Below are 16,597 nucleotides of genomic sequence, written 5' to 3'. Positions count from 1 at the left end.
ACTTTCGGGAAGATGAAAAACTTTCGGGAAGCTGATGTAATCTTAAAACGGCAAGTCATCATCTCCACCACCTAAGTCAGAGGCGATGGGTGTCGCAGGTTTAGGTTGAGGAGCAGGACGAGGTGCAGGCGCTGACTGTTGTGGTGCATTGTAACCCGACGAATTGTCGTCGTTATTGTTTGAATTACGACCTCCAACGAGTGTCAATGTTGTTCCCCGTACAGTTTTTCCTTCGCGCTGTTTTCCTTCTTTATCCACCCAGGTTTCGGTACGAAGTTTTCCTTCAATATAAACAGTGTTTCCTTTGCGTAAATACTGTTCCGCAATTTTTGCCAAATTGTCCCAAAGTTCAATCCGATGCCATTCTGTTTGTTCCACACGTTCGCCGCTGCGATTGGTGTAGCTTTCAGAGGTTGCGATGTTAAAACGTGCTACTGCTGAGCCATTTTCGAGGTGACGAACCTCTGGGTCACTTCCCAAATTGCCCAATAAAATTACTTTGTTTACTCCAGCCATTGTTATAAAAAAAATTGTAAGTTACGAATCAAAACTGCAAGGTTTGAAGCCATGCGGATGACAAATTTACTCAAAAAACCGCGCTTTCCAATACGTCGAAACCAAGACGGGTTTGGGGAGTTCGTCAATTTCTTCTTGCGTAAAAAAACGAAGAGAGGGGGGAAGTTCCAAATCAAAACCCGACGGGAGGGCTACTTGCCAGAACCTCGCTTGTATGCGCTGATGGGTGAGAATGTGCGTAATTGTTTCGCTCGGTTGGGAGACAACCGATTGAGAAAGAGCTTTTTGTAAGAAAGAAGGCAAAGAGAGTGAGTCGAGGGTGGCGTCTGGATGCTCGGTTTCGACCAAATAAAAATCATAGAGTTGTTGCCAGATGTCCCGTTCTGTACGTAGGTTCATGGCCAATTGTCCATCTTTTATCAAAATAAAATAATGATAGTGCCGTACCCGTACCTTCGTTTTCTTGATTTTAACGGGCAATTGGGTAACTCTACCCGTGAGATTAGCCTCGCAAACGCCCTGAAACGGACACAACAGACAGTCGGGGGAGGTAGGCGTACAGTGAACAGCCCCAAATTCCATAATGGCCTGATTGTACAAGGCGGGTTGTTCAGTAGAGATGAGTTCGGTGGCAAGTTGTGCAAACCTTTTTTGCCCTTGGGAACTGGCAATGTCAAGGTCAACGCCAAATACCCGCGCAAGCACCCGATAGACATTTCCGTCCACGACGGCGACGGCTTCATCAAAGGCAAAAGAAGCAATGGCAGCGGCAGTGTAGGGGCCAATTCCTTTGAGTTTTAATAGTTCATTGTAAGTGCTTGGGAATACCCCATTGAGTTGATATGCAATGTGTTTGGCAGTTTGGTGGAGGTTCCTTGCCCGTGAATAATACCCTAAGCCCTGCCACAGCCGTATTACCTCTTGTTCGGGGGCGTTGGCAAGGTCAATAACAGTAGGGTAGGCGCTAACAAATCGTTCATAATAAGGTAATCCTTGAGCGACGCGCGTCTGCTGTAGAATGATTTCGGATAACCATATATAATACGGATTTTGTGTTTGCCGCCAGGGCAAATCACGGTGTTGATGAGTGTACCAACGGATGAGGGTTTCAGCAAAAAACTTGTTATTCAATGAATTCGGGAGTTTTTTTTTCAAATTAAGACAGAAAACATTTTCAAAATTAGTCGAAAATGTACTACTTTTGTGCGCTCAAATTAGGCCGTACGCTTATCAACACATCGGCTTGGTAGAATTTTTGAAACTAATTTCCAAAGAATAACAATTTTATAACCTTAAAGTTTAATAAAAGTGACGAAAGCAGATTTAATCGCAGCAGTTGCCGACCAAACCGGCATCGAAAAAGCAAACGTTTCTGAAACAGTTGAAGCGTTTTTCTCAGTAGTAAAAGATTCATTAGCAAAAGGCGAAAATATTTATGTCCGTGGGTTTGGTAGCTTTGTAAACAAAAAACGTGCAAAGAAAGTAGCTCGTAACATTTCTAAAAATACTGCTATCGTTATTGACGAGCATTATGTGCCAAGCTTCAAGCCAGCTAAAGTATTTGTAGAGCAAGTAAAAGGCTCTGATTTGTAATCTAAGAAGTAAAGTATTGTTGAAAGATTTAAAGGTAACGTGCAATGAATCGCTCCATCTTATTAGTAATTGTGTTTGCTACTGTGCTCACTGGCGGGCTTTATAGCCTTCCAAAAGTGGTGGTAAATACCAAGGAGCGTAAGTTGGTTGAGGGGAAAGAAAGCACTAATACAAAAGAGTCTGAAGCGCCTAAAGAGCGTGCTTCTAGCTCGACAGAACATAGTGTACCTTTGACATCTGAGCAACAAGGCACTGTCAATAAGTTACTTCAACAATATACCTCAACAGCAGATTCAAAAGCAAAATCGACTGCGGCGCTCCAATTATCAGATTTCTATTCTCAGATTAGAAAATTTGATAGTGCAGCCAAATATGCCGAAAATGTGGCTCTTTTGGTTCCTACCGAAGCCAATTTTTTACGGGCAGGAGACCGTTATTACGATGCGTTTGGGTTTGCTGTTGACAACCAAAAATTGGCAAAATTGGGAGCGAAAGCCCGCGAGTGGTACCAAAAAGCGCTCGATAAAAATCCAAATTTGCTAAATGTCAAAGCGAACTTGGCCATGACTTACGTATCGACCGAAACGCCGATGCAAGGAATCATGTTGTTAAGAGAAGTTTTGGCTGCCGATCCTACCAACGAAGTAGCGTTGTTTAATATGGGGTTGTTGTCGATGCGTTCAAACCAGTATGAAAAAGCAGTAGAGCGTTTTCGCCAACTGTTGAAAGTGCGTCCTGAAAATATGAAGGCACGTTTCTACATGGGAGTCTCGTTGGCACAGACAGGCAAAAACAAAGAAGCGTTAGAAGAACTTTTAATCGTAAAGGAAAAAGAAAAAGACCCGACCATTCAGGCAGCAATTGCTGAACTGGAAAAAGAGTTAAAATAGTGGTTTTTAGCTATTTACGATGAAAGTCTAACAACAGAATCATTCAATTTTTTAATAACATTTAAAACATTTACGATTATGCCTTGCGGAAAAAAAAGAAAAAGACATAAGATCGCTACGCACAAACGCAAAAAGCGCCTAAGAAAGAATCGTCACAAGAAGAAATAATTTCTGACTCCAAAACCAAGGTACTTTTTTACCTTGGTTTTGGGATTTTATGTACTTCTTCGATTCTGTGTCGGACTTTGTAGTTAGTTTTTAACCATTCGCGATTTACCGCGGACTAGGTTTTTCACCCTCTATCCTTACATATACATTGAGTAGCGAATTAGTCATTAGTGCCTCACAAAAAGGTACCCGCATCGCTCTCTTGCAGGAGAAGCGACTCGTTGAGTACCAAGTAGAGGAGTCGGAAAGTAGTTTTACGGTTGGTGATATTTATTTAGGTACCGTCCGAAAACTCGTGACTGGCTTGAACGCTGCTTTTGTTGACATTGGATACGAAAAAGATGCCTTTCTGCATTACCACGACTTAGGCCCTAACGTCCAATCTTTAAATAAACTGACCAAAGATGTGATTGCTAAACGCCTCACATCGGGAAAGTTGAATAACTTTAAGATGGAGCCAGAGATTGATAAACTCGGCAAAATCGATAAAGTACTCGGAAAAAACCAGCCCATTTTGGTGCAGGTTGTCAAAGAGCCTATTTCTACCAAAGGACCCCGACTTTCGTGCGATATTTCTATCGCAGGACGGTACGCAGTGCTAGTTCCCTTTTCTAATTCGGTTAATATTTCCAAAAAAATTACGGATAAGACCGAACGAACACGTCTTCATAAGTTAATGACTTCGGTCAAACCTGCCAATTTCGGCATTATTGTCCGAACGGTGGCCGCCAATAAAGACGTTGAGGAGTTGGATAAAGACATTCAAAACTCCATTAGAAAATGGGAGCAAGGAATGAAAGCCTTGAGTGAGGCCAAACCACGCGACCGTATCATTGGCGAAATGAACCGTGCGTCTTCTATCATGCGTGACATGCTCAACGATACGTTTGATAGCATCACGGTTGATACCAAAGAGATGTACGACGACATCAGGGACTTTATTCATACGATTGCACCCGATAAAGAAAAAATTGTAAAACTTTATTCGGGCAAAAGCAAATTATTTGAACAAGTAGGTCTTGAAAAGCAGATTAAGTCATTGTTTGGACGCTCAGTGAGCCTTCCTGGTGGAGGCTATCTCATTGTAGAACACACTGAAGCACTCCATGTAATTGATGTCAACAGCGGTAACAAGTCCAACAACGAGGAAAGTCAGGAAGATACTGCGCTTCATACCAATACCGAAGCCGCCAAAGAAATTGCCCGTCAGCTTCGCCTTCGCGATATGGGCGGTATCATTGTGGTGGATTTTATTGATATGCGTAAGCCAGAGCATAAAAAGGAACTGTATGACGTGATGAAAGCCGAAATGAAGGCTGACCGCTCTAAGTTCACGCTCTTGCCACTTACGAAATTTGGATTAATGCAAATTACGCGTCAACGGGTTCGGCCAGAATTGAACATCGTCACGCGGGAAGTTTGTCCAACTTGTAATGGCGCAGGAACCATTCAGCCTAGTATTTTGATTTCGGATATTATCGAAAACAACCTCGAATATTTGTTGACCAAACAAAACGAAAGAAAGGTGTCGGTAGCCCTTCACCCGTACTTGCACGCGTACTTTACGGCGGGATTCCCGTCGCCCCGACTCAAATGGTTCTTTAAATATAAATCATGGGTTAAACTCTTAAAAGATAGCTCGCTACCGATTACCGAGTTTAAGTTTTATGATAAAGATGGCGAGGAAATTGAAATCGCCACCACTTGATTCTTTTAAAAACATGTTTAAAGGGTTAAGAGTTATTAGTGTAGGAAATGAACCGAAACTAATAACTTTTGACCCTTGATAGTTTAAATGGTGTCTCACTGAGTGAAATATGAAAATTACAACTTTTGCGATTCGTGTATGGCGAGTCCTGTCAATGATAACAGTATTTGTGGCTTCAATGTATAGTTACAGTTTGTTTGGGCAAGAAGTGGGGGTGCATTTTAATGCCCTTGGTCAAGCAGACGAGTTCATGCTCAAATCTGATATATTTTATATTTTGGTAGGTTTGATTTTAACCAACAACGTGTTGCTTCTGTCGGTAGGTCGTGCGTTGCTAAAATTACCTTCAAACGTGTTGCCTATTCCTAATCAAACGCTTTGGGCTGAAAATCGAGAAGAATTGAATGAGCATATTCGGAATTGGATTTATGGTTTGGTGGCGATGATAAATACGTCAATTGCACTGACGATTTTTGCGTTGGCGACCGTGAATAATGAATTCAAATTTAAAATCGGCGATTTTAATGGATTGTTATACCTAATCGTTGGATTCCTTCTCGCGATTATTGTGGCGTTGCCGATACGCCTTATGATGAAACCAAGCTCGAATGATTAATGACTTTGCCAGAAATTCTTCTTGCCGACTACGAGTACGATTTGCCCGACGAAAAAATTGCACGTTATCCCGTTGAGCCACGTGATTCGTCCAAACTGATGGTGTATCGTAAAGGCGAAATCTTCCACCAAAAGTTTACTGATGTGGTCAATTATTTGCCACCTCAAAGTTTTTTGGTCTTTAATAATACCAAGGTAATTCCTGCACGGGTGTTTTTCACCAAACCAACGGGGGCGTTGATTGAAGTTTTTTTATTACATCCCGAAGCCCCCACAAGGGTCATCAATGATGCCATGCAACAAACCACCCATGCGGTTTGGAGTTGTATGGTGGGAAATAAAAAACGATGGAAAGCCCATGAGACGCTTCAGTGTGATTTGTTGATTAATCAGCTTACCGTCACCGTCTTTGCCGATTGGGCAGACATTGACAAAAACTGGGTGAATTTTCGCTGGGAAGTTGCCAATTCACAGAGCGAACCAATCGAGCTTACTTTTGTTGAAATAATTCGTGCTTTGGGAGAAATTCCACTGCCGCCGTATTTGAACCGAAAAACGGAAGCCCAAGACCTCGAAACGTATCAAACGGTTTATTCAAAAATTGAAGGGGCAGTAGCCGCGCCCACGGCAGGGCTGCATTTTACTGACCAGGTTTTTGAAAATTTAGCCAACGCAGGAATAACGCATGACTTTGTGACGCTACACGTAGGAGCGGGTACTTTTCAACCTGTAAAAGTAGCCAATGCGATAGAGCACACAATGCACGCCGAACAAGTGGTTTATCGAAGAGCCTTTATTGAAAATCTTCTCGTCCATTTGGACGGAATCGTTGCAGTTGGTACAACCTCCATGCGTTCACTTGAAAGTCTGTATTGGTTTGGGGTAAAACTTTGGCAAAACAAGACCGAAGTTCAGAATGGATTTTTTATTGAAAAATTGACGCCTTATCAGGATTATACTACTTTGCCATCGGCAGAAGATTCTTTGCGGACAATTTTGGCGTACATGGCGCAACATGAATTAATTGAGGTAATTGGAGAAACCGAAATTATGATATTTCCAAGTTATACCTTCAAACTATGCAAAGGGTTGATTACGAATTACCATCAGCCCAAGTCAACGTTGATGTTGCTCGTTGCCGCTTTTGTCGGGCCGAACTGGCGTACAATTTACAACGAAGCTCTTGCGAACGACTATCGCTTTTTAAGCTATGGCGATTCTTCATTGCTATTGCCATAAATGTGGCTCAGGTTTCTCAAAACCTGAGCAAACGCAACTCTTAAAAAAATCTGAAAGTGCCTCTGGTTTCTCAAAACCAGAGGTAAGAAGCTACTTAATACGTGATTGAATGACAAAATTGTCGTTTCGGGTAATTCCCCAAACGACAATTTCTTTTTTCTGGCTTCGGTCAATAGCGAAGCCCTGTCCTTCGCTGGGTGTCGAAATCGTTTGAAGATAGATGAGCGTAGAACCTCTTTCGGGAAGTTGGAGTACATAAAGCTCTGGTTTGTCGTGGCCAGTGCAATACAATTTTCCGTCAGGCCCCCACGTTCCGCCCGAAGTACTTTTAGGAGCAAAAGATTGTAAGAGAAATTCGGGAAAACCCCACGACGCAACTTGCTGCCATTGGGGAGTAAACTTAACGAGAGTCGTCCAGCGATTGTCGCGGCCCCCGTCTGAATTTTTATCAGAATAATTGGCGAAAGCCACCCACCAATGCCCTTCGTGAAAATCAATCCAAGTAGCTGAGCCAGGGAAAAAGCCAAAACTGTGAGAGTCGATGTGCGCCAGCGTATTTTTGTCAAATACCTCAATAGAACTACTCATGGGTTTGTTGGGGTAATTGGAATGTGCACAATACAGGCGATTGCCAATAATCAACCCACTATTAAGGTGCTTTAGAATACTCGTTGAGTCGTTCCACGTTTTTATTAATTTCCCGTCGGTTTTTGAGTGTTTCGAAATAGAGGTATTGTTGATGACGTAGAAAAAGGCAGCATCAACGGCGACTCCCTGCTTGGCTTCTTTGACCTGAAAACGAATCACTTCCGTTGCTTTCTGCGTTTGTGCCCAAAGCCCCTGTGCTAATAAGGTAAGAAATAGTAAAATGTATGTTTTCATTTTCAAACGGTGTTCTGAAAGTATTTTTTTTGACCTGCCGCCTTATAAGGGCAATACACATACATTCTAAATAACATTTTATGCGATTTTTTACTTCTTTGCGAACCGTTTTGTACGTTTTATTTTTGGGACTTTTGAGTTTTGGTGCTCAGGCGCAATCTGGCGCTTTGTCGGATGTTGCCTTTATGAAAGGTCATTGGCTGGGGACGTTTAACGGAGGCCCAATTGAAGCATTTTGGGCAGCACCTGCGGGCGACAACCTAACGGGCTTCATGCGGATGATGAAAGACAACAAAGTAACCATGTACGAAATGTTGGTTTTTGAGCAAACAGAACAAGGGCCTATCGTTTTGGTAAAACATTTTAAACCAGGTTTGGTAGCAATAGAAGAAAAAGAGATTTCTGATCGCTACCGTTTTATCGAGGCTAAAAAGAACCAAGCATTGTTTGAAAAGTCGGATGGAGCTGTTCGGATTATTTATGAACTAAGAACGCCTAATCAGCTGGTTATTCAGCGAGGAAAACAAGAAGGTGGCAAATGGGTTTTTGCTGACTTATTTGTTTTTGCGCGTCAATAATTTCAAAATAAGGGCGTTGCTCACGGAACGCTCCCCTTCATGGTCAAATTTTTTGTTATCGCTGGGGTAGTTCACTACCCCTTTTTCTTTGAGCCACAAAGTGGTTGAACCACCACCGTCGAGATTGAGGGCGGATGAACAACCAAGCTGGCGGGCTAAAAAAGTAAGTTCTGACAAATTCATGCCATAGGATTCGGCTGACCGACCATCGACGGTAATCAGGAGTGTTTTGCCCGACTTGGTGGTACACACACACGAACGAGGGTGGCGGTTGTCGTTGAAAGCATTTTTTGGTAAAACTTCGTCTTTGTTTTCCCAACGCAACAAGGGACCCGACAGCATTATATTATTATAAGGTAGAAGATATTCCCAACCCACCAAGGGTTCACCCCGTAAAATTTGAAAATTTTTTTTGTCAACGGCGATTCCAGCCTGACCATGAAAAGCAGCTTTAGACCCTTTTAAGGCGCGGGTTGTATCAGGTGTTTGCCCATTTATTTTGACAAAATCGACCGAACCGCCGTTTTTAACATCAAAAAATCCACCGTTGATGGCGACAAAAGCGTCATTTTCTTGGGCAAGTTGGCTTGTTTTGCGCAATTGTCCTCTTTTTTTATCTCGTTTGTTCAACGAATCCGCAGTAATAATCTCCCAAACAAACTTCCGAGACTTTCGAGAAACTTCGACAATATTGATACTTTGGTTGGCATCAAACAACTCTTTTTGCTGAAAATGAGCGTATTTCCAAATGATACCTTTGGCAAGGGATTCTGTTTTCCAAGGAACATTGGCAAGTGCTAGTGAATCTTTTGTGGTTTGCGCCGAAGCAAACAGTACATTTAGGCAGAGCAAAAAAGTTAGCCGTTTCATTTTATTTTCTAATTTTGCGAGTCTTTAAAATATCAATCGAATTATTCTTCAAATATGGCAAAAGTTCCGGTTAATAAGCACCAGCCAATTTATCAAATGCCTACTTCACCATTGTCGGTGAAGACGAAAAAGTTTGCACTGGACAAAAAAGAGTATGTACGTATCGCATTGCGCCAAACGTGGGAACAACAAAAGATGTGGGTACTCCTTCCGTTGGGTCTTTTGTTAGTGAATGCCATTTTGGGAATCACGGGTGTGTATCCCAACATTTGGGCATACATCGTTATTGTTCTTGGGGCGGCACTTTACGTAGGTTTTTGGTGGGTTCAATTTACAGGGGTTACTCAGTTAGAACAATATAAACAATTGTTTGAAAAGTATTTCTATGAAATTGATAGTCGCCAAATTTTGGTAAAAATTAACACCAAAGAAGGTGGAGTGATGCAATGGGACCAAATTCAGAGCGCGTATAAAGACAAAGAAGCCTATATCTTGGTCATGTCTCGCGGACAGTTTTTGCATTTTCCAACGTCAGCCTTTAATTCTGAACACGACTTAAAATTATTTGAGCGTATTTTGAAACAAAAGAATTTGTTGACAGAAACTAAATAAAGGTTGTTGACATCCAACAAAAAAAGTGACTGAGGAAATCCAGTCACTTTTTTTGTTTAAAAAAATGAAAAATAAAAATGCAAAAGGTGAATCAAAAAAATGCAATTTTGTTATGTTTGCATACCGTAAGATAAATAGTAGTAAAGGCTTTATTTACAAACAGTTGGACATTTTGACTTTCGGGTAGAAAGTGTGGTACTATTCCTTGTTTCTGAAAATAGTATAAAAACATTGAAAAGAAATATTCTATATTTGCGTTATAGACATCCAATAGTCACCTAAATTTTTTTATTTTTCCTTTGATTTATCCCATAAAAACGAATCTTATCCTTTGATTATGAGCTACTTGATTAAAGAATCCGACGGTTATCGCTACATTGATGAAGGCCAGGGAGATGTGCTATTGCTGTTGCACGGTCTTTTTGGCGCATTGAGTAACTGGGATGGGGTAATCACTCATTTTAGCAAAAACTACCGCATTATTATTCCGATGCTCCCCATTTATGAAATGAGCCCACGCGAAGCTGGTTTGGAAGCATTGGTATCTTTTACTGAAGGATTTGTAGCGTCTCAAAAATTGACAGATATGACACTGATTGGAAATTCACTTGGTGGTCATATTGCTATCCTATACACACTTAGTCACCAAGACCAAGTAAAGCGGTTGGTTTTGACTGGTAGTTCGGGGTTGTTTGAGAATGGCATGGGAGGGTCGTATCCTAAGCGGGGAAGTTATGAATACATTTCGGAGCGTGTGGCTTATACTTTCTATGACCCTAAGGTAGCAACGAAAGAATTGATTGATGAAGTGTTTGAAACGACATCAAGCATTCCAAAGTGTATGAGCATTGTCGGCATTGCCAAATCGGCACAGCGAAATAATGTGGCCAAAGATTTACACAAAATTCAGGTGCCTACCTTGCTCGTTTGGGGACTGAATGATACCATCACGCCGCCGCACGTAGCGCACGAGTTTAATCGACTCATTTCAAAATCGGAATTATACTTCATCGATAAATGTTGCCATGCCCCTATGATGGAACATCCAGAACGTTTTAACGAATTGCTGGATCAATTCTTAGTGGAAAATCCCGTGGCTGAGTTAGCCTAATTTTTACTAATTTAGCACAATACAAAGTCGTCAATGGGGTAACAGCTGTTGGCGACATTTTACTTTTATCCGATATGGCTTCCGAACGACCAATTTCTCGGTATAGTTTTTTGCCTAAATGGCTTTCGTGGCTCGATTTTTTGGGGTTTCTCGAAAAAGACCCTTTCGGTAATTCGTTGTTTATTAAACGATTACTGATTTCAGGAATTGGCTGGTTTACCTATTGGCGATTTACGGTCGTCAATAAAACGGTGATTGAAGGCATTGAGCACCTGGAAAACCTTCCCGATAATAATGTCCTTTTTTTGTCGAACCACCAGACCTATTTCGCGGATGTCATTTCATTTTACCATATTTTTTCGAGCGTAAAGTGGGGTTTTAAAAGTACCATTGTTCCCCCTTTGTATTTGTTGGCACCTCGTGCTAGAAGTTACTACGTGGCTGCAAGTGAAACCATGAAAGCGGGTATAGTTCCCAAACTGTTTGGTTTAGGTGGAGCGCTGACAGTGGAGCGTTCGTGGAGAGCAGAGGGGAAAAACGTAAAAAGAGAACGTGATTCAAAAGCGGGAGATAAGGTGTATCAAGCATTGGGGCACGGTTGGGTGGTGAGTTTCCCGCAGGGGACAACCAGCCCGTATGCGCCCATCCGAAAAGGAACTGCACATTTGATTTTAGAAAACAACCCGATTGTTATTCCAGTGGTTATCAATGGTTTCCGTCGCGCGTTTGATAAGAAAGGGTTACGTTTTAAAAAACGAAACACGACTTTGACTGTTCGTTTTAAGGCGCCGATTGAGTTTGATAAATCAATGTCGGTAGAGGAAATTGTTGAGCGAATTCGAAAGGAAATTGAGCAAGAAATTCCCTACGATAAAATGAAATGGATGCAGGGAGAAGGGGAAGGGTAACTGCCTACTTCCCAAAAACATTGAAAAGTAGGCGATAGCGATTTTTAAGTAAACAAATCTTCGATGCGTTCGAGCATCAAAATAGATGCCTGCGGGACAATGACGTATTTTTCATTGTTAAAAACTACATCAATCGCATTTCTCTGAAGATAAATAGCAACGTCACCTTCTTGGGCTTGAAGCGGCATGTATTTTACTTTTTCTTCAGTTTCTTTCCAAGGCTCATCATCGGTGGGCGTTGGGATTGGATAGCCAGGCCCTACTTTGATTACATAACCACTTTGAACTTGTTCTTTTTCGGTAACGGTTGGGGGTAAATACAACCCTGTCGGAGTCTGATCGACTGGATTTTTAGGGCGAATCAACACGCGGTCGCCTACTACAATGAGACGTTTTAATTTGTTATCGGAGGTAATTTCGAGCATAGGTCGATTTTTAAAAGTTATTAAATTTCAATGGTTCGCCGAAAAGGTGGTTTGCTAAGCACAAATGCGGCATCTTCATCGCCAAGTTTAACTGCTTTTTGGAGGTCTTTTTCTGCTTGTGAATGTTGGTGTAATTTGAGTCTGGCTAGGGCTCTCCATCTTAAAGACTCGGGTTCTTCTCCCCTTGAAAACCATACGGCTTTGTCAAATGATAAAAAAGCATTTTCAAATTCTCCCAGTCTAAACTGTGTTATACCTCGATCAAGGTGAACATCAGGTAGGGTGTTGTCAAAACTAATGGCCTCTGAAAAATCATACAAGGCCGAATACAAATTGTCTTCCTTTAAATTACACTTGCCACGGTAGGCATAAGCAATGGCTGATTTTCGGTGGGTCTTTAATGCTTCGTTAAAAAACTCAAATGCCTTGCTATACTCTTGACGCTGATAGAGTTCGATTCCTTCTGAAAACCGCTTCTTATCCTTTTCACTGGGTGTATCGTGATCGGTGAGGTGGTACCGCAACACCAAATACGGGATAAAAAGTAAGATAAGCAGTAAGGTTTCCATACGCAATCAAGGTGTCAAGTGTGTATCAAATTTACAATTTATTAACGCGTATTTTAGAATTTGGGTTTAAGGAATGTAGAAAAATTCCGCCAAAACTTACAAACCCAATACCTATAAATGACGTTTGTTGTTTGATTATCCTTAACGCATTGTGGTTTTGGGTTGATTTTGTGGTATTTTTGATGCCAATTCTTCATTAACAAAGCAACTTAATTTTGTCACGCTAAACACCTGTCCAAAAATCATGAGTACTACTTCCTCAACATCGACAAGCTACACAGATTTTTATCAAATTGATGATTTATTGACCGAAGAACATATTCTTGTCCGTGATGCGGTTCGCCAAATGATGGCGCGCGATGTACAGCCTATCATTGAAGAGTATGCTCAAAAAGGAGCTTTCCCCGCTCATTTGATTAAGAATTTTGCAGAAATTGGCGCGTTTGGCCCAACCATTCCTGTTGAATACGGCGGTGGTGGTTTAGACTATATTTCGTATGGATTGATTACCCAAGAAATTGAACGTTGCGATTCGGGTATGCGTTCGACAGTTTCGGTACAAAGTTCGTTGGTAATGTGGCCCATTTATGCCTATGGCTCAGAAGAACAGCGAACAAAATATTTGCCCAAATTAGCCTCGGGTGAAATGATTGGCTGTTTTGGTTTGACCGAACCCAACCATGGTTCTAATCCTGGCGGAATGTTAACCCGTATTACGGAGGCAGGCGACCACGTCATTTTGAACGGCTCAAAAATGTGGATTACCAATTCTCCCGTCGCGGATATTGCGGTGGTTTGGGCCAAAAATGATCAAGGACGTATTCAAGGGTTGATTGTAGAACGCGGCATGGAAGGTTTTACCACGCCCGAAATTCATAATAAATGGTCATTAAGGGCGAGTGCAACTGGCGAATTGGTGTTTGACAATGTAAAAGTTCCGAAAGAAAATATTTTGCCAAACGTCGATGGGCTGCGCGGGCCGTTGGGTTGTTTGGACAATGCCCGTTATGGGATTGCGTGGGGGGCAATTGGAGCAGCCATGGATTGCTACGAAACGGCCCGTCGCTACGCACTTGAGCGGGTGCAGTTTGGGAAGCCCATCGGTGGATTTCAATTACAGCAGAAAAAATTGGCCGAAATGCTCACCGAAATCACCAAAGCGCAATTGGTGGCCTGGCGTTTGGGAACGTTAAAAAATCAAGGCAAAGCAACGACAGCCCAAATTTCGATGGCCAAACGTAACAATGTTGAAATGGCTTTAAATATCGCACGGGAGTCTCGGCAAATGCTTGGCGGAATGGGCATTACGGGTGATTTTCCGATGATGCGCCACATGATGAACTTGGAGTCGGTCATTACCTACGAAGGTACACATGATATTCATTTGTTGATTTTAGGGAATGAAATAACTGGAATACAGGCGTTTAAGTGATAGTTTTAAAAACTATATAAGACATATAAATATAAGTTTTAACTACAAGCACTTATAATCTCTTATATGTCTTATATGGTTCAAAAATAACCCACAAATCTAAATTATGAATTACAATCGTTTATTGCCATTTGCGGCGTTGCTGGTGGTGTATTTAGTAGGAGCATTTGGTGTTGATATTATGGATATTGATGCCGCCCAATATGCCTCCATTGGTCGCGAAATGGCCGATAATAACGAATTTTTAGAAGTACAATTTCGAGAAAAAGACTATTACCTTGATAAACCACCGTTGCTTTTCTGGGTGACAGCGATGATTCTCAAAATCTTTGGGGCGACCAATTTTGCGTATCGTTTGGTGCCTATTCTGTCCACCTTGTTGGGAATTTATGCCATTTACCGCTTTGCCAAACTATATTACTCAGAGCAAACGGCCTACATTGCTGCCTTGGTCATGGGGAGTTGTCAGGCGTTTTTTTTGATGAACCACGACGTTCGTTGCGATACTTTGTTGACGAACTGCGTCACAGTAGCGATTTGGCAATTGGCAGAATACCTGAAACACCGAAAATGGTCTCATTTTATAGGAGCGTTTGTGTTTGTCGGACTAGGAATGTTGGCCAAAGGCCCCATCAGTGTCATTGTTGTTGGGGCTGGTTTTTTTGTTGATTTTGCGCTAAAACGTCAATGGAAAAACATTTTTGACCCTCGTTGGCTTATCGGAATCGTAATCATCGGCATAGTTTTGGTGCCGTATTGCATAGGATTACAACGTCAATATGGCTCACACGGCTTGTATTTTTTCTTTTGGGAACAAAGCTTTGGGCGGATTACGGGCGAGAATGAATGGAACAATAGCCCAGGGTTATTTTTTCAATCGCACAATTTCCTTTGGAGCTTTTTGCCTTGGGTGTTGGCTTTTATTCCAGGACTGGTTGATTTTATTCGAGAAATTATCCGCAATAAATTCCGCCTAGACGCCTCACAAGAAGCCATTTCTTTGGGTGGTTTTGTGTTGCCTTTTATGGCGCTTTCCACCGCACAGTACCAACTGCCACATTATACATTTGTGGTATTTCCGTTGGGTGCCGTCATCACGTCGCGGTACTTGAGCAAACTTATTGAACACCCTTCCATTGGCGCATTTCGCTGGGTAAAAATTGGGTTGATTGTAACAACTTGCGTCATGGGGTTGGCCATTTTGATTTTGTCAACCTGGGCTTTCCCGCTCGAAAATATTTTTTTGATAATCGTTTTTGGGCTGTTGGCAGTACTGATTGTTCAGCTGTATAATAAAAAACGCCCCGCATTTTCGCAGCTCGTTTTTGCGCCACTACTCACTGCCATCGCCGCCAACTTGGTGATGAATGGTCATTTTTATCCATCTCTTTTACGTTATCAAACAGGCTCGGTCGTTGGGCAGGAAGTGGCAAAAATACACAAAGCCGAACTCCCCAACTTTGTCATTTACGACTTAGCACCCGAGGGAGAATATAACATTTTTCACAGTGCGCTGGACTACTACACGAGCCGAATTACTCCCGTGATTCGTACGGAATCTGCCCTTAAAACTGAGACCTCAAAACAGCCTAAACTCGTCTATACAGATGAGCAAGGATACACGTCGATTAAGGCTTCTGGTAGGGTTTTTGAAATAGTAAACAGGTACCAAAATTTTCACGTGACGGGTTTAACTTTACCTTTTTTAAACCCAGCGATGCGCTCTACGGAGACTCGCCCGAGGTATTTAATTAGGGTAAAATCTTAATGCTTTCGTTCGTAAACTAAAAATTCATACGAATACAAATGTGACGAGTCGGCAGGAAATTCTTGCCGACTTTTTATATAAAAATTGGCTTCATTGAACGCAGGAAAAAACGCATCTCCTTCAAAAACGCCGTGTACTAAAGTGAGGTGGATGCAGTCGGCGATTGGGAGTGCTTGACGAAAAATCTCTTCTCCGCCAATGACAAAAACTTCATTATCTTCTTTACAATACTCTAATGCTTCTTCCAAACTGCTAGCCCTTTCAAAGCCTTCATCAAGGGGGAAATCTGCTTGGCGAGTAATGACAAAATTTCCAGCTTTTGACCAAAGTCGGTCGGGTGTATCATAACTTTTTCGGCCCATAATCATTCGACAACCTTCCGTAACCTTAAAAAAATTAGCCCAGTCATTGGGTAAATGGGGCCAAGGAAGTCGGCCTTTTAATCCGATAGCGCGGTTTTCGGACATGGCTACAATGAGTGAAATTCGCATTGAAAATGTGGTTAAAATCGTTTGGTAAAACTCAAAAAAATATAAAAACTAACAGTGTTAAAAAATAGAATATATGTAAAATCAAGTAATGTAATAAGCTGATAATAAAATAAATGACGTTTGTTTGCTATATATAAACAAAACGGCGAGGCAAATTGTTGCCCCGCCGCTTGCTTCCTGTACTAAACTAACACTTTTTTATCTTTGTGTCTCTATCGAGCG

General features: G+C 41.8%; 18 protein-coding genes. 11 read left to right on the top strand and 7 right to left on the bottom strand.

Annotated elements, in window-relative coordinates; genetic code table 11:
- Nucleotides 1-42: 42 nt before the first annotated feature.
- Together DTQ70_RS09410 and mutY are read right to left on the bottom strand one after the other, a co-directional pair.
- Entirely contained in the window at nucleotides 43-516 is a 474-nt protein-coding gene (locus DTQ70_RS09410; RefSeq protein ID WP_122930575.1) for a single-stranded DNA-binding protein, read from the bottom strand.
- A 66-nt stretch (nucleotides 517-582) separates the two neighbouring features.
- Nucleotides 583-1,647 carry an A/G-specific adenine glycosylase gene (mutY, locus tag DTQ70_RS09405; protein ID WP_122934329.1) on the bottom strand — a complete coding sequence of 355 codons (1,065 nt, stop codon included), beginning with the start codon at nucleotides 1,645-1,647 and terminating at the stop codon, nucleotides 583-585.
- Nucleotides 1,648-1,824: 177 nt separating this feature from the next.
- Between mutY and DTQ70_RS09400 the strand changes: the two genes are divergently transcribed.
- From DTQ70_RS09400 to DTQ70_RS09380, 5 genes are all read left to right on the top strand, one after another.
- Nucleotides 1,825-2,109 carry an HU family DNA-binding protein gene (locus DTQ70_RS09400; RefSeq protein ID WP_028525548.1) on the top strand — a complete coding sequence of 95 codons (285 nt, stop codon included), beginning with the start codon at nucleotides 1,825-1,827 and terminating at the stop codon, nucleotides 2,107-2,109.
- Nucleotides 2,110-2,153: 44 nt separating this feature from the next.
- Nucleotides 2,154-2,999 (top strand): tetratricopeptide repeat protein, encoded by an 846-nt coding sequence (locus tag DTQ70_RS09395; RefSeq protein WP_122930574.1) that lies wholly within the window; start codon nucleotides 2,154-2,156, stop codon nucleotides 2,997-2,999.
- A gap of 316 nt (nucleotides 3,000-3,315) precedes the next feature.
- Nucleotides 3,316-4,875, top strand: coding sequence for an Rne/Rng family ribonuclease (locus DTQ70_RS09390; RefSeq protein WP_028525546.1), 1,560 nt, complete (start codon nucleotides 3,316-3,318; stop codon nucleotides 4,873-4,875).
- Nucleotides 4,876-4,984: 109 nt separating this feature from the next.
- Complete coding sequence (locus DTQ70_RS09385; protein ID WP_164489946.1) at nucleotides 4,985-5,491, top strand: hypothetical protein; 507 nt, start codon at nucleotides 4,985-4,987, stop codon at nucleotides 5,489-5,491.
- Nucleotides 5,491-6,729 (top strand): S-adenosylmethionine:tRNA ribosyltransferase-isomerase, encoded by a 1,239-nt coding sequence (locus tag DTQ70_RS09380; RefSeq protein ID WP_122930572.1) that lies wholly within the window; start codon nucleotides 5,491-5,493, stop codon nucleotides 6,727-6,729. The genes DTQ70_RS09385 and DTQ70_RS09380 overlap by 1 nt, the downstream gene beginning before the upstream one ends.
- Before the next feature lie 90 nt (nucleotides 6,730-6,819).
- Here DTQ70_RS09380 and DTQ70_RS09375 read toward each other — a convergent pair whose 3' ends face one another.
- Nucleotides 6,820-7,611, bottom strand: coding sequence for a hypothetical protein (locus DTQ70_RS09375; RefSeq protein WP_122930571.1), 792 nt, complete (start codon nucleotides 7,609-7,611; stop codon nucleotides 6,820-6,822).
- Nucleotides 7,612-7,691: 80 nt separating this feature from the next.
- On the opposite strand from DTQ70_RS09375, the gene DTQ70_RS09370 reads away from it, so the two are divergent.
- Nucleotides 7,692-8,189, top strand: a complete 498-nt coding sequence (locus tag DTQ70_RS09370; protein WP_229600102.1) for a DUF6265 family protein — start codon at nucleotides 7,692-7,694, stop codon at nucleotides 8,187-8,189.
- On the opposite strand, the gene DTQ70_RS09365 is transcribed toward DTQ70_RS09370, so the two are convergent.
- Nucleotides 8,166-9,059 (bottom strand): phosphodiester glycosidase family protein, encoded by an 894-nt coding sequence (locus DTQ70_RS09365; RefSeq protein WP_122930570.1) that lies wholly within the window; start codon nucleotides 9,057-9,059, stop codon nucleotides 8,166-8,168. The two genes, DTQ70_RS09370 and DTQ70_RS09365, sit on opposite strands and share 24 nt — an antisense overlap.
- 54 nt (nucleotides 9,060-9,113) lie before the next feature.
- Between DTQ70_RS09365 and DTQ70_RS09360 the strand changes: the two genes are divergently transcribed.
- The 3 genes from DTQ70_RS09360 to DTQ70_RS09350 all read left to right on the top strand — a co-directional run bounded on the left by DTQ70_RS09360 (nucleotide 9,114) and on the right by DTQ70_RS09350 (nucleotide 11,690).
- A complete protein-coding gene (locus tag DTQ70_RS09360) occupies nucleotides 9,114-9,671 on the top strand; it encodes a YcxB family protein (protein WP_206019665.1) in 558 nt (185 codons plus the stop codon).
- Between the two features lie 337 nt (nucleotides 9,672-10,008).
- A complete protein-coding gene (locus DTQ70_RS09355; RefSeq protein ID WP_122930569.1) occupies nucleotides 10,009-10,782 on the top strand; it encodes an alpha/beta fold hydrolase in 774 nt (257 codons plus the stop codon).
- A gap of 74 nt (nucleotides 10,783-10,856) precedes the next feature.
- Entirely contained in the window at nucleotides 10,857-11,690 is an 834-nt protein-coding gene (locus DTQ70_RS09350; RefSeq protein WP_122930568.1) for a 1-acyl-sn-glycerol-3-phosphate acyltransferase, read from the top strand.
- A 44-nt stretch (nucleotides 11,691-11,734) separates the two neighbouring features.
- Here the strand turns inward: DTQ70_RS09350 and DTQ70_RS09345 are convergent, their stop codons facing one another.
- Entirely contained in the window at nucleotides 11,735-12,115 is a 381-nt protein-coding gene (locus DTQ70_RS09345) for a co-chaperone GroES family protein (protein WP_122930567.1), read from the bottom strand.
- A gap of 20 nt (nucleotides 12,116-12,135) precedes the next feature.
- Nucleotides 12,136-12,684, bottom strand: coding sequence for a hypothetical protein (locus DTQ70_RS09340; protein ID WP_122930566.1), 549 nt, complete (start codon nucleotides 12,682-12,684; stop codon nucleotides 12,136-12,138).
- A 244-nt stretch (nucleotides 12,685-12,928) separates the two neighbouring features.
- On the opposite strand from DTQ70_RS09340, the gene DTQ70_RS09335 reads away from it, so the two are divergent.
- A complete protein-coding gene (locus tag DTQ70_RS09335) occupies nucleotides 12,929-14,116 on the top strand; it encodes an acyl-CoA dehydrogenase family protein (protein ID WP_122930565.1) in 1,188 nt (395 codons plus the stop codon).
- A 106-nt stretch (nucleotides 14,117-14,222) separates the two neighbouring features.
- Nucleotides 14,223-15,884, top strand: a complete 1,662-nt coding sequence (locus DTQ70_RS09330) for a glycosyltransferase family 39 protein (protein ID WP_122930564.1) — start codon at nucleotides 14,223-14,225, stop codon at nucleotides 15,882-15,884.
- Here the strand turns inward: DTQ70_RS09330 and DTQ70_RS09325 are convergent.
- Nucleotides 15,881-16,375 carry a dihydrofolate reductase gene (locus DTQ70_RS09325; RefSeq protein ID WP_122930563.1) on the bottom strand — a complete coding sequence of 165 codons (495 nt, stop codon included), beginning with the start codon at nucleotides 16,373-16,375 and terminating at the stop codon, nucleotides 15,881-15,883. The genes DTQ70_RS09330 and DTQ70_RS09325 overlap by 4 nt on opposite strands.
- Nucleotides 16,376-16,597: the final 222 nt, after the last annotated feature.

Origin of the sequence: Runella sp. SP2 (assembly GCF_003711225.1) — a bacterium.
Lineage (GTDB): Bacteria > Bacteroidota > Bacteroidia > Cytophagales > Spirosomataceae > Runella.
This window is presented reverse-complemented; position numbering and strand designations above follow the sequence as displayed.

Excerpts from the sequence above, each read along its gene's own strand:
- DTQ70_RS09385 (WP_164489946.1), top strand. The coding sequence starts at position 4,985 with ATGAAAATTACAACTTTTGCGATTCGTGTATGGCGAGTCCTGTCAATG.
- DTQ70_RS09335 (WP_122930565.1), top strand. The coding sequence starts at position 12,929 with ATGAGTACTACTTCCTCAACATCGACAAGCTACACAGATTTTTATCAA.
- DTQ70_RS09355 (WP_122930569.1), top strand. The coding sequence starts at position 10,009 with ATGAGCTACTTGATTAAAGAATCCGACGGTTATCGCTACATTGATGAA.
- DTQ70_RS09330 (WP_122930564.1), top strand. The coding sequence starts at position 14,223 with ATGAATTACAATCGTTTATTGCCATTTGCGGCGTTGCTGGTGGTGTAT.
- DTQ70_RS09380 (WP_122930572.1), top strand. The coding sequence starts at position 5,491 with ATGACTTTGCCAGAAATTCTTCTTGCCGACTACGAGTACGATTTGCCC.
- DTQ70_RS09350 (WP_122930568.1), top strand. The coding sequence starts at position 10,857 with ATGGCTTCCGAACGACCAATTTCTCGGTATAGTTTTTTGCCTAAATGG.
- DTQ70_RS09340 (WP_122930566.1), bottom strand. The coding sequence starts at position 12,684 with ATGGAAACCTTACTGCTTATCTTACTTTTTATCCCGTATTTGGTGTTG.
- DTQ70_RS09370 (WP_229600102.1), top strand. The coding sequence starts at position 7,692 with ATGCGATTTTTTACTTCTTTGCGAACCGTTTTGTACGTTTTATTTTTG.
- DTQ70_RS09395 (WP_122930574.1), top strand. The coding sequence starts at position 2,154 with ATGAATCGCTCCATCTTATTAGTAATTGTGTTTGCTACTGTGCTCACT.
- DTQ70_RS09325 (WP_122930563.1), bottom strand. The coding sequence starts at position 16,375 with ATGCGAATTTCACTCATTGTAGCCATGTCCGAAAACCGCGCTATCGGA.
- DTQ70_RS09345 (WP_122930567.1), bottom strand. The coding sequence starts at position 12,115 with ATGCTCGAAATTACCTCCGATAACAAATTAAAACGTCTCATTGTAGTA.
- DTQ70_RS09375 (WP_122930571.1), bottom strand. The coding sequence starts at position 7,611 with ATGAAAACATACATTTTACTATTTCTTACCTTATTAGCACAGGGGCTT.
- DTQ70_RS09360 (WP_206019665.1), top strand. The coding sequence starts at position 9,114 with ATGGCAAAAGTTCCGGTTAATAAGCACCAGCCAATTTATCAAATGCCT.
- DTQ70_RS09410 (WP_122930575.1), bottom strand. The coding sequence starts at position 516 with ATGGCTGGAGTAAACAAAGTAATTTTATTGGGCAATTTGGGAAGTGAC.
- DTQ70_RS09365 (WP_122930570.1), bottom strand. The coding sequence starts at position 9,059 with ATGAAACGGCTAACTTTTTTGCTCTGCCTAAATGTACTGTTTGCTTCG.